Origin of the sequence: Pseudomonas sp. BT76 TE3572 (assembly GCF_050435365.1) — a bacterium.
Taxonomy (GTDB): Bacteria; Pseudomonadota; Gammaproteobacteria; order Pseudomonadales; family Pseudomonadaceae; genus Aquipseudomonas; species Aquipseudomonas fluorescens_W.
This window is the reverse complement of record NZ_JBNDKE010000001.1, coordinates 3509709-3524493: the sequence shown is the minus strand read 5'-3', so window position 1 is coordinate 3524493 and position 14785 is coordinate 3509709. Positions and strand designations below refer to the sequence as shown.

11 protein-coding genes are annotated in these 14785 nt (G+C 56.6%); 5 read left to right on the top strand and 6 right to left on the bottom strand.

Translation table 11 applies throughout. From position 1 onward, the window contains the following. Positions 1-95 precede the first annotated feature (95 nt). Entirely contained in the window at positions 96-2438 is a 2343-nt protein-coding gene (locus ABH912_RS16135) for a TonB-dependent receptor (RefSeq protein ID WP_429511105.1), read from the bottom strand. A 207-nt stretch (positions 2439-2645) separates the two neighbouring features. Here ABH912_RS16135 and ABH912_RS16130 point away from each other — a divergent pair, with 207 nt between their 5' ends. The 4 genes from ABH912_RS16130 (at position 2646) to ABH912_RS16115 (ending at position 7561) form a co-directional block, all read left to right on the top strand. Further along, positions 2646-3326 carry a Fe2+-dependent dioxygenase gene (locus tag ABH912_RS16130; RefSeq protein WP_033058090.1) on the top strand — a complete coding sequence of 227 codons (681 nt, stop codon included), beginning with the start codon at positions 2646-2648 and terminating at the stop codon, positions 3324-3326. Then, positions 3323-4075: a tetratricopeptide repeat protein gene (locus tag ABH912_RS16125; protein ID WP_033058089.1), complete on the top strand. Its 753-nt coding sequence runs from the start codon at positions 3323-3325 to the stop codon at positions 4073-4075. Before ABH912_RS16130 ends, ABH912_RS16125 begins: the two co-directional genes overlap by 4 nt. Before the next feature lie 195 nt (positions 4076-4270). Continuing rightward, the gene (locus tag ABH912_RS16120) at positions 4271-6535 is read left to right on the top strand and encodes an alpha-xenorhabdolysin family binary toxin subunit A (RefSeq protein WP_429511104.1); all 2265 of its coding nucleotides are present in this window, start codon (positions 4271-4273) and stop codon (positions 6533-6535) included. 129 nt (positions 6536-6664) lie between these two features. Continuing rightward, entirely contained in the window at positions 6665-7561 is an 897-nt protein-coding gene (locus tag ABH912_RS16115) for a hypothetical protein (protein ID WP_429511103.1), read from the top strand. A 49-nt stretch (positions 7562-7610) separates the two neighbouring features. Here the strand turns inward: ABH912_RS16115 and ABH912_RS16110 are convergent, their stop codons facing one another. The 5 genes from ABH912_RS16110 to ABH912_RS16090 all read right to left on the bottom strand — a co-directional run bounded on the left by ABH912_RS16110 (position 7611) and on the right by ABH912_RS16090 (position 12681). Next, positions 7611-8774: a type III PLP-dependent enzyme gene (locus ABH912_RS16110; RefSeq protein ID WP_033058084.1), complete on the bottom strand. Its 1164-nt coding sequence runs from the start codon at positions 8772-8774 to the stop codon at positions 7611-7613. 456 nt (positions 8775-9230) lie between these two features. After that, complete coding sequence (locus ABH912_RS16105) at positions 9231-10388, bottom strand: betaine/proline/choline family ABC transporter ATP-binding protein (protein ID WP_033058082.1); 1158 nt, start codon at positions 10386-10388, stop codon at positions 9231-9233. Then, complete coding sequence (locus ABH912_RS16100; RefSeq protein ID WP_008148960.1) at positions 10385-11038, bottom strand: ABC transporter permease; 654 nt, start codon at positions 11036-11038, stop codon at positions 10385-10387. The genes ABH912_RS16105 and ABH912_RS16100 overlap by 4 nt, the downstream gene beginning before the upstream one ends. A gap of 12 nt (positions 11039-11050) precedes the next feature. Further along, entirely contained in the window at positions 11051-11944 is an 894-nt protein-coding gene (locus ABH912_RS16095; RefSeq protein WP_429511102.1) for a glycine betaine ABC transporter substrate-binding protein, read from the bottom strand. A gap of 20 nt (positions 11945-11964) precedes the next feature. Then, on the bottom strand, positions 11965-12681 hold the full coding sequence (locus ABH912_RS16090; protein WP_008148956.1) for an ABC transporter permease: 717 nt from the start codon (positions 12679-12681) through the stop codon (positions 11965-11967). 494 nt (positions 12682-13175) lie between these two features. On the opposite strand from ABH912_RS16090, the gene ABH912_RS16085 reads away from it, so the two are divergent. Continuing rightward, positions 13176-14759 (top strand): peptide chain release factor 3, encoded by a 1584-nt coding sequence (locus ABH912_RS16085; protein WP_033058078.1) that lies wholly within the window; start codon positions 13176-13178, stop codon positions 14757-14759. Positions 14760-14785 lie beyond the last annotated feature (26 nt).

Sequence of the window (14785 nt, the reverse complement as noted above, 5' to 3'; positions counted from 1 at the left end):
CGCGCATTATGCCGTGGGTTGTCGAGAAACATTCTTTCTTACGCACAAAAGCCCCGTTCATCTGGATGAACGGGGCTTTGGTCTTCACGCTTCTATCAGAAGTGGAAGTTGGTGCTCAGCAGGGCGGTACGGCCCGCCGCCTGGTTGGCGAAGTGGGTCGAGAAAGCTTTGTCGTAGTAGGTTTCATCGGTCAGGTTCTGCACGTTCAGTTGCAGGTCGACGTTTTTGCTCAGCTTGTACGCGGCCATTGCGTCGTAACGAACGTAGGAATCAACCATGGTGGTGTTGGCTACGTTGCCGAACACATCATCGACATAAAACGCACCGCCACCGATGGTCAGCTTCGGCGTGACCTGATAAGTCGTCCACACGCTGGCACTGTTTTTCGGTGTGTTAGGCAGCTCGTTGCCTTCGTTGGCGCGGTTCAGCGGGCCGGCATCGACCTGCTCGCTGTCCATGTAGGCGTAACCGGCGAACACTTGCCATTTGTCGGTGATCTTGCCGCTGGCCGACAGTTCGATACCTTGAACGCGGGTTTTACCGGCGTTTTCATACGATGTGGTGTCGACTTGAACGCGAGCGTTTTCTTTCTCGGTGCGGAAGATGTCGGCGGTCAACGACAGGCGATCGTTCAGCAGGTCCCACTTGGTACCGATTTCGTAGTTCTTGGTGGTTTCCGGCTCCATGTCGCTTTTGAGCACATCTTTGTTGCGATCAACCGTGCCACCCAGCGGGTTGCCGTCCATGCCTTCGCCGAGGGTGGAGCCTGGTGGAGTGGCAGAAGTCGCGTAGGACGCATAAATGCTGCCGTTTTCGGCCGGCTTGTAGACCACACCGAATTGACCGGTGACGAACTCGCTGGTGTCTTTGCCTTTTGCAGGTACGCCTTTGTTGATGACCGTCGCCCCTGCGCTGTCAAAGGTGCGGTACTGGGTGTCGAAATGGTCGTAACGCAGGCCCATGTTCACCAGCCATTGCTCGGACAATTCCAGCGTGTCGAACACATACAGCGCATAGGTGTTGGCTTTGGTGTCGGTGCCAGCGTAGTTGCGCGAGATTGCACCGTTCCATGGGTCGTTCGGGTTCGGGTTGGACAGCGAGGTACAGTTGTAACCGCTCGGTGCGCCAATCATCGCCGGTGTGCAGTTGGTGCTTGCTGGAGGCGCGGTCGTTCCCGGGGTGGTGTCGGTGTTGACGTTATACGAGGACTTTTCGCTTTCCTCGCGGCTCAACTCGATACCGGTAGAGAAGCTGTTTTTGAATCCGGCGATGTAGACGTCGCCAAACAGATCGGTCTGGTTAGTGGTGGTTTCGGTGTTGCTGACCCGGGTGTTGGCCCGACGCCAGACGCTGCCATTGTTGACGTTGCCCTTGCTGTCGTCCGGCTGGGTCAGGATGTAGTCCTGCATGCTGGTGCCGTGGCGCAGGGTGTTCTTGATGGTCAGCGCGTCGTTCAGATCGTGCTCGATGGCGATGGTTGCGGTGTCGGTGCGGCCCTTGCGGAAGTCGCGGCCGTTCAAGCCATAGAAGTTGCTGCTGTCGCCGCCATCGTCAGGCTTGTCCGGGCTGGACTTGGTGCGAGCCGTCGAACCTGCGACCGGGATGCTGTACGGAATCCCGGAATCTGGCGTGTCGTTGTTTTCCAGGTGGTAGTAGTCGAGGTTGACCCGAGTGTCGGTGCCCAGGCCGAAAGCCAGCGAAGGTGCGACGCCCCAACGGTCATAGTCGACGCTGTCACGGCCAGCGACGTTGCTTTCGTGGCTCATCAGGTTCAGACGGCCAGCCGCGGTGTCGGTGAACTGATAGTTGCCATCCATGGTGTACCGCTGGGTCTGGTCGGAACCCCAGGTGAAACCGCCATCGAGCGAATTGCCCAGGTGAGCTTTTTTACTCACCAGGTTGATACTGCCGCCGGCAGCACCACGGCCGCCGATTGCCGAGTTCGGGCCTTTGCTGACTTCGATCGACTCAACGGCGAAGATCTCGCGGCTCTGCGAACCGGTATCGCGCACGCCGTCCAGATACGTATCGCCCTGGGCATCGAAGCCGCGAATGAATGGGCGGTCGCCTTGAGGGTTGCCGCCTTCACCGGCACCGAAGGTGATGCCTGGAACAGTGCGCAGCGCGTCCTGCATGTTGAGGGCGCCGGTGTCCTTGAGTACTTGTTGCGGGATGACGGTGATCGAACGTGGGGTATCCACCAGCGGCGCGGTGTACTTGGGTGAGGAGGCTTTTTCGACTTTGTAGGACGTCTCGTCCTGGGCCTCGCCAGTGATGGCGGTTGCGCCCAGAGAAATCACATTACCCGGTGCCTTTTCGTCAGCTTTTTCCGCTGCGAAAACCATGTGGCCCGCAGAACCGGCAGTAATCGCCATGCCGATGGCCGATGCGAGCAAACGTGGTGAACTGACCGGTACTTGTGGTTGTTGACGTGACATTTGAATTCCCCTCCCCAAGGATTTGAGGCCGCGGAATATAGGGTAAACAGGTATTTGTATCAATTGCGAAACTTTACTATTCGCATTAAATTTACATTCTTTACAATTTACCCTTACGGTTTTTGGCGTCTCGTTCGTCCTAGGGGTTTTACACAGGCAATAAGAATCAATACCATTGCCGCCTCTTTGTCTTCAGGTGTCATCCCCATGCTGCTGCACATTCCCGGCCTGTTCGCGAAAGAAGAAGTGCAGCGCATCCGCGAGGCTCTGGAGCAGGCAGATTGGGCGGACGGCAAGATCACCGCCGGCTACCAGTCGGCCAAAGCCAAGCACAATCTGCAGCTGCCGGAAGGTCATCCGCTGGCCAAGGAAGTCGGCGCGGCGATGCTGGAACGGCTGTGGAAAAATCCGCTGTTCATGTCGGCGGCGCTGCCGCACAAGGTCTTCCCTCCGTTGCTGAACTGTTACACGGCCGGCGGCAGTTTCGACTTTCACATCGACAACGCCGTGCGCCAGCCCAAGGGCAGCATCGAGCGGGTGCGCACCGATTTGTCGGCCACTCTGTTTTTCAGCGAGCCGGACGACTACGAAGGCGGCGAACTGGAAATCCAGGACACCTTCGGCACCCAACGGGTGAAGTTACCGGCCGGTGACATGGTGCTGTACCCCGGCACCAGCCTGCACAAGGTCAACGCCGTGACGCGCGGCACTCGCTACGCCTCGTTCTTCTGGACCCAAAGCCTGGTCCGGGAAGACAGCCAGCGCGCCTTGCTGTTCGAGATGGACGGGGCGATCCAGCAGCTGACCCAGGACATGCCCGATCACCCTTCGCTGATTCGCCTCACCGGCACTTACCACAACCTGCTGCGTCGCTGGGTCGAGGTATGAGTTTTCAACTACGGCGCGAGGAAATCCTCGACGGTGATTCGCTTAAGGCCATGCTCGACGAAAGCCCGGCGCGCGCGGCACAGGCGATTCTGATCGCCGCCCGCGAAGGTGTTCTCGACGCTCAGGCCTTGCTCGGGCAGATTCTGCTGGACGGGCAGGGTATCGAGCAGGATCAGCCGTTGGCTGTGCGTTGGTTCGAGATCGCTGCCCATGGCGGGCACTTGATGGCGCGCAACATGCTCGGTCGTTGTCATGAACATGGCTGGGGTTGCTCCGCCGATGCTTCAGTGGCTGCGGGGCATTATCGACTGGCGGCTGAGAAGGGACTGGATTGGGCGATGTATAACTACGCCAATCTGCTGGCCACCGGGCGCGGGGTGGCTGAAGACCAGGCGCAAGCATTGGGCTGCTATCGCCGGGCAGCCGAACTCGGGCATGCAAAGTCGATGAACCTGCTCGGGCGTTATCTGGAAGAAGGGCGTTTTTGTCCGCGCGATCCTGCCGCGGCCGTCGAGTGGTACAAGCGCTCGGCCGAAGGTGGCGACTTTCGTGGCCAATTCAGCCTTGGCGCCGTGCTGGTCGAGCAGGGCCGGATCGAAGACGGGCTCGTCTGGCTACGCCAAGCCATGCTCAACGGTAATCAGCGTTTTCTTCAGATCAGTGCCCGGCGATTGCTGAATGCGCCGCAACCTCTGCTGCAGTTGTTAGGCGAGGATTATTTAAAACACGAGCGGGAGATGTTTGGCTGAGCTCGTGAGTAAGTTGGTTGGTGGTAATAAGTTGCTCTGTATTATTCTCTTATATAAGTTGATTGTTAGTCTTTGACAGTACTTTCGAAGTTGTTTTAGTCTTTCGGGTGTCGTGACTTTAAGTTGTTTTAAGTTGCGCAATACTGTTCAGGTAATTTGCCTTGGATAAACAGTCGTATAATTAATGGAATAATTATGAGTGATAATAAGTTGTGGGCAGCCTCTTTGCAGGGTGCCAGTTATGAAAAAGTTACCGAGTTTGCAACGGAAGTGCCAAAACTTCTGACCGATGCCTCCACCGCTGACAGCGATGGTGTTACTCGCGATACCGGTCTGTTGCTGACCAAGAAACAAATCATCGATCTGAGGAAGTACGAGGCTGCGGGTCTGGCCCTGCCCTATACCTTGCAGGATGTAATCGACTATTTGCGCTTTGGTGCCGGGCAGGACGGTGGCGCGGGCCTCAAGGCGGCTGATTTTCTGAAGACGTTCACCGACACCCGTGATCATGCCAAGCGCTGGTCGCCACTGCGCGAACGCATCATGCTCACCGGTACCGAGTTGAAACTGTTTGGCGCTAGCATGCAGACCTATGGCGACGATATGCAGGAGGTCTACGATGATCTCAAGGCTGCGCCATTGCTCGATAAACATAATATTAAGACCCTGGCTGAACTAAAGACGCTGCAAATCAATATGGGTGGCAAGTTTCCAGGTATTGAACTGGAACCTGACACCCTTCCGGATATTCAGCACTACCTGAGTAAGATCTTTGCCCGGGTTGCGTCCAATCTGGCGAATGTCAGTGCCATAAAAACCGATCTGGATAAATTTGGTTATGACCTGCGAGAGAAGGTACTTCCAGGGATAAAACTTCGAGTTGGCCTGATCCAGACCAACTCTTACCCTGCCGACATCAAGGCGCAGGACCACGTTATCACTCGGCGTGCTGCAGAGATCCAGGAAAAGAACACGCAATATAAAGCGCTGGTCGAGAAGGCGCTGGGCTCTGCGGCGGGCCTGAATATCTTTGGTCTTGGTATGGCAATCTATTACGGCGTCGAGGCAGAAAATGTCCGGGCCGAACGCAAAAAACTGAATGAGCAGCAAGACAAGGACATCGAAATCCTTAAAAACATGAACCAGACCTTGGGTTCGTTGAAGCGCGTTGAGCACGATTTGCAAAATCTGACGGTTGTCGCCATCGATGCGGATCTGGCGACGCAAAACCTGATGCACGTGTGGAACGTAATGCATCGCTATGTCACGGAGTCTGCGACCGCGATTTCGGGGATTAACGATGCACTGAGCCTTCGGCGGTTTATGTCGACATTCAGGGAAGTGGTTAGTCCTTGGGTACAAATTCACCAGGATGCAGATGCCTTGATTCAAGTATTCAAGGACGCAGATCAGGAATACAGCCAAAGCCAGGTAATGGCGGCACCAAGGATGATGAGAACCATGTTCATTGAGCAGCAGCAATACTCGGTGCTTGATCTTCAGGCACTGAAAAATAGTCAGTCGGCAATGCTCGACGATGGCATCACGGCTGAAGCGCTGTTCATCCGGCTCAACTACCTCCCTGGTGTCTTTGACCGCTTCAAAAGGCTGGTAGGTGATGTTAACGCCAGTGCTCGCGACCTACGGGAGTGCAGCCTCAACAGTAAGATGGATCTGGAGTCCAGGATTCGTAAACTCGCCGCTCTTGAAGCAGAACTGGCGGGTGCGGTTGCGGGTTCCGAGGAGTACTTGGAGATCGAGGTCGATATTGCGACAGAGCTGAAAAAGTTGCCGGTATTAACAGGTAAGCAGGCAGGAAAAATCAGCACTCGCCTGGCCAATATCAGTGATGGGTATGACCAAGGCGTTACGCGAGGATTTGCAGCCGGTCTGGAAAAAGATCTGGCGGGGGCTCGTGAGGTGAAGGCGGAGCTAGGTGAATACCTGGTCAACGCCCAGGGTGAACTCAAGGCGGTTGCCGACGCCATCAGTGCAATTGAAAAAACCGCTATAGAGAAAATCGGCAACGATGTTGCGTTAACCATCGACAAGATTCAGGCCTTGGGTATGGCGCCGCCGCAAGCTCAGATTGTGATGTTCGCGATCGAACAGCTTAAAAAGAGTATGGCCGATATCAATGACGGTATCTCTTTCCTGAACATGATCCATGAGAGTCGGAAGCTGCAAGAGAAAGTGAACGACCTTTTCAAGAGGATTGCCCAGGAAGATAAAAACATCAGCCAGACCCTCGGGCGCATCGAGTTTATTCGCGTGGTCCATTCGCTGGATGATCAACGTCAGGTCTATGTCTCGGAATACAAGAAAGCAGTCGTGGTATTTGCGGATTTTCTGAGCGCTGTAGAAAAAAACAAAACAAGTGATCTCGGTCAGCGCGTATCGCTCGCGATAAAAGAGGTGAAGAAGCTCGTCACCTTCCTCGCCCCGGTGTCGTTGCCATAACCATAGACGTTTGACGGGTACGCAGGGGGCAACGCGTTTTTTATCAAAGACAGTTGCGCCCTGTCTGGCACCTATTAAAGGTTTTTGATTCTTCGACACGCTATCGCCCGTTTATCCAGGCTCTATTTTATGTATGAATTTCTGCTGGCCGAGAAACACTTTGTTTCTCTGAAAAATTATTTCAAGTTTCTCCAGGCACTTCCTGTCACGTTCAATCAATACAAGAGTTTCTCGGAAAGTTTGCAGCGACAGGGCCATGTACTGACGACCCTGCCGGACACGCAACGTTTGACAGTGCTGGCCTCTTTCAGTACGGGTTACCTGGACCAACTTGCACGTAACATCGCGAAGGCTGGGAAAATCTGTGATGAAAACTTGATTTACCTTTCTGATTTTATTCAAGAGTGTCGGGTTCTCGCGAAAGAGTCGCCGCGCAATGGCCGGGGTATCACCCTCCGTGAGCTGGACTTCAAGCGATTCAGCTTATCCCGTTCGCCATGGTGGATCTGGGTTCCACCCACGGATGTGAAAGGGTTGACCCATGAGCTTTATTTTCGATTGAATCGCGCTACATCGGCGATTATGGAGCTCAAGGCTGTGCCTCTCGAACTCAATCTTGATATCCACACTGTGTTTTCGCGATTTGTGCGGTCATGGACACTGAAGTCCTGCCAATGCCATTCCCATTATTCCCGGATTGAAGCCTGGTACGTGGAAGGCGGATTCAGCTTGTCAGGAATGAAAACTCCACCTGCAATCGGTGGTTTCAGGGGCGCAAGTCTGGCCCAGTCCAAAGAACACCTTCGCGAGCTTGTCGCTGTTTACACTGACGCCAGTTCAGCGATTAACAATTTGAGTGATTTTTTGTATGCAATGTGCGGCTTTTCAAGCACGGCAGAAAAAGAGCTGCTGGCAGTCAAACCGACGATGAAACTATCGCAATTGATCTCTTCTTTGGCGCAGGTTGAATACGTGTTGAAGGAGTTCGTGACGATGAGGCATCAGATTCAGCAGTGGTCCAGATAATAAAAAAGGCCCATGACATGTCATGGGCCTTTTCTTTTACCAGCGGTTTTTACACGTAAAACGACTTCAGCGGCGGGAAGCCATTGAACTCAACGGCGCTGTAACTGGTGGTGTACGCACCGGTCGACAACCAGTACAAACGATCACCAATCGCCAGGTTCAGCGGCAAACCGTACTTGTAGTTTTCGTACATGATGTCGGCGCTGTCGCAGGTCGGGCCGGCGATGACCACTTCTTCCATCTCGCCTTTCTTCTCGGTCCAGATCGGGAACTTGATGGCTTCGTCCATGGTTTCGATCAGGCCGGAGAACTTGCCCACATCCGTGTACACCCATCGCTCTACCGCGGTACGGGATTTACGGGCGACCAGCACCACTTCACTGACCAGGATGCCAGCGTTGGCGATTAGCGAACGGCCCGGTTCCAGGATGATTTCCGGCAGTTCGTCACCGAAGTCTTCCTTGAGGAAACGGATGATTTCTTCAGCGTAGGTTTCCAGGCTGTTGGTGCGGGTGATGTAGTTGGCCGGGAAGCCGCCGCCCATGTTGATCAGCTTCAGGTGAATGCCGTCTTCTTCTTTCAGGCGTTCGAAGATCACTTTGACCTTGGCGATCGCCGCGTCCCAGACGCTGATGTCGCGCTGTTGCGAGCCGACGTGGAACGAGATGCCGTACGGCACCAGGCCCAGGTCGCGAGCAAGGATCAGCAGGTCCATGGCCATGTCGGTCTGGCAGCCGAATTTGCGCGACAGAGGCCAGTCAGCGGTGGTCGAGCCTTCGGTGAGGATGCGCACGTAGACTTTCGAACCCGGTGCAGCCTTGGCGATGTTGCGCAGGTCGGCTTCGGAGTCGGTGGCATACAGACGCACGCCCTTCTCGTAGAAGTAGCGAATGTCTTTGGATTTCTTGATGGTGTTGCCGTAGCTGATGCGATCCGGGCCGACGCCCTGGTTCATCACTTTATCGAGCTCGTAGATCGAAGCGATGTCGAAGTTCGAACCTTTCTCTTTGAGCAGGTCGATGATTTCGACGGCCGGGTTGGCCTTGACCGCGTAGTAGACCTTGGCGAATTCGAAACCGGCGCGCAGGTCGTCATAGGCCTGGCTGATCATCGCGGTGTCGATCACCACGAACGGGGTTTCTTGTTTGTCGGCGAAGGCCTTCATTTTGTTGAAGGTATCGCGCGCGAAATAGTCTTCGACGTTGATCGACATGCTGGGAACTCCTACTGGCAAACTGAAATTAACAATGGGTGCAAATGAACGTCCTCCGTATCCCCACTTTGGTTCGCCTACTTCCCAAGGCATGTCGCCGAAAGCAAAAAGGCCATGGGAAGCGGTGCTTTCCCTTGGCCTTGCTGTCTCGTCGTCAGTACTTGAGCCGGATGGATCGTTTCCAGCATGGACGTTCGGCGCGAACTTTAGGGCGTGAGGGGCTTGAGATCAACAAAAAATGTCGCGTTTTTACACGCATCCGTCGTGCGGTCCCGGACAACTACTGATGTAACCGACCTGCATGACAGTGTGATGTTCCCCGGATGGGGAATTCTGAAGGGATTTACATAGCCTTTGTGGCGAGGGAGCTTGCTCCCGCTGGGCTGCGTAGCGGCCCCGGATTTTGCGGCTGCTACGCAACCGAGCGGGAGCAAGCTCCCTCGCCACAGGGTCAGATCAGGCGACAGCAGTCTCGGCAGGCGAAACAATGCTGGTCTTGCCCCCACGGGACTTGCCGGAGCTCAGATACTCGGCAATCGATTCCTGAGTCACTTCACCCAGGAACACCCGCTCCGCATCCATCACCGGCAACCACGAGCGGTTGAATTCGTACATGCGCGACAGCAGGATGCGCAAATGCTCGTCAAACGCCGCCGTGGCATTGAACTCACGCAGGTACTGCGCGCAAGTCCCGGTCTGACGGTGCAGGTCGCGACGTCGTACATAACCGAGCGCCTTGTTCTCACCATCCGTGACCACCACATAACGACGGTCCAGTTCGTCCATCAACTCCAGGGCCTCGGCCACTGGTGTTTCCGGGCTCACCGACGGCGCGTTGTCCGCTGCATCTTCGGCTTTCACCAGCAACAGACGCTTGAGGGTGCTGTCCTGGCCGACGAAGTTGCTGACAAAGTCATCCGCCGGGTGCGCCAGCAGCGTATCCGGGTGGTCGATCTGCAACAGCTTGCCCGCACGGAAAATCGCGATCTTGTCGCCCAGCTTGATCGCTTCATCGATGTCGTGGCTGACCATGATCACGGTCTTGTTCAGCGCGCGCTGCATTTCGAAGAACTCGTTCTGGATCATCTCGCGGTTGATCGGGTCGACCGCGCCAAACGGTTCGTCCATCAGCAACAGTGGCGCATCCGCCGCCAACGCACGAATCACGCCGATTCGTTGCTGCTGGCCACCGGACAATTCACGCGGGTAGCGAGTCAGATACTGCTTGGGCTCAAGCTTGATCATGCTCATCAACTCGCGGGCGCGGTCGTGGCATTTCTGTTTGTCCCAGCCCAGCAGGCGCGGAACGATGGTGATGTTCTCCTCGATGGTCATGTTCGGGAACAGACCGATCTGCTGGATCACATAACCGATGTTGCGGCGCAGGGTCACGGCGTCGAGGTCGGTGGTGTCTTCGCCGTTGATCAGGATCTTGCCGGAGGTCGGCTTGATCAGGCGATTGATCATCTTCAGCGTGGTGCTTTTGCCGCAGCCCGATGGCCCGAGGAACACACAGATCTCGCCTTCATTGACGGTCAGGCTTACCGAGTCCACGGCTTTCACATCTTTGCCGTTGCTTTGGAAGGTCTTGCTGAGGTTTTGAAGTTCGATCATTTGAGTAATCCTTTTGGAGTCAGCGTGCGTTGCAGCCATTGCAGAAGCAGGTCGGCGAAGATGGCCAGGAGACTGACCAGCACGGCGCCGACGATCAGCATCGACATGTCGCTGCGGCTGATTGAAGCGAGAATGAGTACACCGAGGCCGCCGGCGCCGATGGTCGCGGCGATGGTCATGACACCAATGTTCATGACCACGGCAGTGCGCACACCAGCGAGGATTACCGGCACCGCAATCGGCAGCTCGACCATGCGCAGGCGCTGGCCAAAGGTCATGCCGATGCCGCGGGCGGCTTCGCGAATGCCGGGGTCTACGCCGGTCAGGGCGAGGTAGGTGTTACGCATGATCGGCAGCAGCGAATACAGAAACACTGCGGTAATCGCCGGCATCGGGCCCAGGCCCTGGCCGAATTTGGAGTAGAACGGCAGCAGCAGACCGAACAGCGCAATCGATGGCACTGTCAGCAGCACCGTGGCGCTGGCTTGCAGCGGACCGGCAAGCGTCGGGAAGCGTGTCATCAGGATGCCCAGCGGCACGCCGACCAGAATCGCCAGGGTCACGGCGATACCGACGAGGGTGATGTGCTGTCCGGTCAGTTGCAGCACCAGCGGCCAGTCGAGATGGGAAAAGGCGTTCAGAAATTCCATGTCTTTTCCTCCTTATTTGATGGGGTGCTGGCGCAGGAAATCGGCGGCAACGGATGAAGGGCTTTCGTGATCGACGTCGACCCGCGCATTGAGCTGGCGCATGGTGGCGTCGTCGAACAGTTCAGCCAGCGGCTTCATTTCTTCCGCCAGTTTTGGATGGGCGTCGAGGTAAACCTGACGCACCACGGGCGCGGCGGTGTAGTCCGGGAAGTAACGCTTGTCGTCTTCCAGCAGTTTCAGCTTGAAGGCGTTCAAGCGACCGTCCGTTGTGTAAACCAGACCGGCAAACACTTGGCCATTGCGCAAGGCGGTGTAAACCAGCCCGGCATCCATCTGGCGGATGTTTTTGCGGGTCAGGTTCATGCCGTAAAGATCGACCATGCCGTCCAGACCGTCGGAACGGTTGGCGAACTCGGTGTCGAGGGCGACGATGTGATTGGTCTTCGCCTCGGCCTGCATCACCGTGTTCAGCTCGCTGATGGTGTTGATCTGCGGATAAGCCTTTGCGGTTTTTTCCGGCAGCGCCAGGGCGTAGGTGTTGCTGAACTTCGACGGCGTCAGCCAGATCAGGCCTTTTTGCGCGTCGAGTTCTTTCACCTTGGCGTAGGACTGAGCGCTGTCGAGCTTGTCAGTGATGTGGTTGTAAGCCACCAGCGACACGCCGGTGTATTCCCACATCAAATCCAGCTGGCCACTTTCGTGGGCGCTGCGGGCCAGGTTGCTGCCCAGGCCGCCGGTCACTTGAGTGTCGTAACCCTTGGTGCGCAGGTATTGGGAGGTGATTTCCGCCAGCAGGGTTTGTTCGGTGAACACCCGGGCGCCGATGCGGATCACCGGTTTTTCAGCGGCTTGGGCAAATCCTGCGAACAGCAGAGCGCAGCCTAAAAACAAGCATACTTTTTTCATGTTAATTCCTTTGCCGAGGCTTAAGACGGGCGCAAGCCGCGTTCGAGCCAGAGGCGGCTGGCGAGTGTCACCAGGCCGTCGAGCAGCAAGGCCAGCAGGGCGGTGCAGGCAGCGCCGAGCAGCAGTTGCGGCTGATTGTTCAAGGCGATGCCAGGGAAAATTAGGCTGCCCAGGCTGTTGGCGCCGATCAGAAACGCCAGCGGTGCGGTACCGACGTTGATCGCCAGGGCCACGCGCACGCCACCGATGATGATCGGTACGGCGTTCGGCAGTTCGACCCGCCACAGCACCTGAGTCGGTGTCATGCCGATGCCGACGGCCGCTTCCTTGAGCGAACCCTGGACGTTTTTCAGGCCTTCATAGGTGTTGCGCACGATCGGCAACAGCGAGGCGAGGAACAGGGCGAAAATCGCGGGGCCGCTGCCGATGCCGAGGATCCCCAGGGCGATGGCCAGTACGGCAAGAGGCGGCACGGTGTTGCCGATGTTGAAGATCTGCATGAAGCGTTCAGCGCGGCCCACCATGGTCGGGCGGCTGAGAAAGATACCGGCGGGTATGCCCACAACAAGGGCGGCCAGCATGGAAGCGAGGACGAGAATCAAATGGGCTTGCAGGTAAAACAACAAATCGTCGCGGTAATGTTCGATCGTGTTGATGCCAATCCAGTGGACCAGCAGGGCCAGGAGAGCGACGACAACCGCACCTCCTATCAGCCCTTTGCCATAGCGAATAGCCACAGGCAGACTCCTTTTTTCTTTGTCGGCGAACGCAGTCCCGTGTGGCAGGGCCATTCCTGGCTGCCGGGCTTATCAACGTTCGCGAGAAGCAGCTCTACATGCTGATGAAGCCGCATGAGATCGAGCCATAAGCGCAGCCTCGTCAGGCTAACTTGCAGATTTTTCAAACCCTGCTACGAGTGCTGTAACAGGGGAGTGGACGCCTCCACCTTTTAAAAGGTTCCATATTTAGCAGCATTTAGCCACCGCGCATTCCGTATTGCCTCCCGTAGCAGCTGTCGAGCAGCGCGAGGCTGCGTTCGGCGGCGCAGCCGTCGTAGAGTCGGCCCATGCGGTCGGTCTGATACACCGCAGCGTACGGTTTTACGACGGCTGCGCCGCCGAACGCAGCCTCGCGCTGCTCGGCAGCTGCTACAGGGCGAACGGTGGTCCGTAGAGGCCGGTTTGCGCTATACTCGCCGCCCTTTTTTGAATCACCTGCCAGGCGATTTCCCATGACCAAACAGGCCGCCGAAGTCGCGAAACGCCGCACTTTCGCCATTATTTCCCACCCCGATGCCGGTAAAACCACCATCACCGAGAAGCTCTTGCTGATGGGCAAGGCGATTGCGATTGCTGGCACGGTGAAATCTCGCAAGTCTGACCGCCATGCCACCTCCGACTGGATGGAAATGGAAAAACAACGGGGTATTTCCATTACCACGTCGGTCATGCAGTTCCCGTATCGCGATCACATGATCAACCTGCTCGACACCCCGGGCCACGAAGACTTCTCCGAAGATACCTACCGCACCCTGACGGCGGTTGACTCGGCATTGATGGTTCTCGACGGCGGTAAGGGTGTAGAGCCACGGACCATCGCGCTGATGGACGTCTGCCGTCTGCGTGACACGCCGATCGTCAGCTTCATCAACAAACTCGACCGTGACATCCGCGACCCGATCGAACTGCTCGACGAAATCGAAGCGGTCCTGAAGATCAAGGCGGCACCGATCACCTGGCCGATCGGTTGCTACCGCGACTTCAAAGGCGTTTATCACCTCGCCGACGACTACATCATCGTGTACACCGCTGGCCACGGCCACGAGCGCACCGATGTGAAAATCATCGAGAAACTCGACTCCGATGAAGCCCGCGCGCACTTGGGCGACGAGTACGATCGCTTCGTCGATCAGCTGGAACTGGTGCAGGGCGCTTGTCACGAATTCAATCAACAGGAATTCCTCGACGGCCAACTGACCCCGGTGTTCTTCGGTACCGCACTGGGCAACTTCGGTGTCGATCACGTGCTCGACGCCGTGGTCAACTGGGCGCCGAAACCGCTGGCCCGTGTCGCCAACGAACGCACCGTGGAACCGGTTGAAGAGAAATTCGCCGGCTTCGTGTTCAAGATCCAGGCGAACATGGACCCGAAACACCGCGACCGTATCGCCTTCATGCGTATCTGCTCCGGCAAGTACGAAAAAGGCATGAAGATGCGCCACGTGCGCACCGGCAAGGACGTGCGGATCGGCGATGCGCTGACCTTCTTCTCCTCCGAGCGTGAGCAACTGGAAGAAGCGTTTGCCGGCGACATCATCGGTTTGCACAACCACGGCACCATCCAGATCGGCGACACCTTCACCGAAGGCGAAGTCCTGGGCTTCACCGGTATCCCGCACTTCGCCCCGGAACTGTTCCGTCGCGTACGTCTGCGTGATCCGCTGAAATCCAAGCAACTGCGTCAGGGTCTGCAGCAATTGGCGGAAGAGGGCGCCACTCAGGTGTTCTTCCCTGAGCGCAGCAACGACATCATCCTCGGCGCCGTCGGTGTGCTGCAGTTCGATGTGGTCGCCAGCCGTTTGAAAGAGGAATACAAGGTCGAGTGCTCTTACGAGCCGATCACCGTTTATTCCGCGCGCTGGATTGATTGCAGCGATAAGAAGAAGCTCGAAGAGTTCAGCATCAAGGCTGTGGAAAACCTCGCGATTGACGGCGGCGGTCACCTGACCTACCTGGCCCCGACGCGGGTCAACCTGGCGCTGATGGAAGAGCGCTGGCCGGACGTGAAATTCCGTGCGACGCGTGAGCATCACTAAGCGCTGATCGGCTACATTCAAAACCC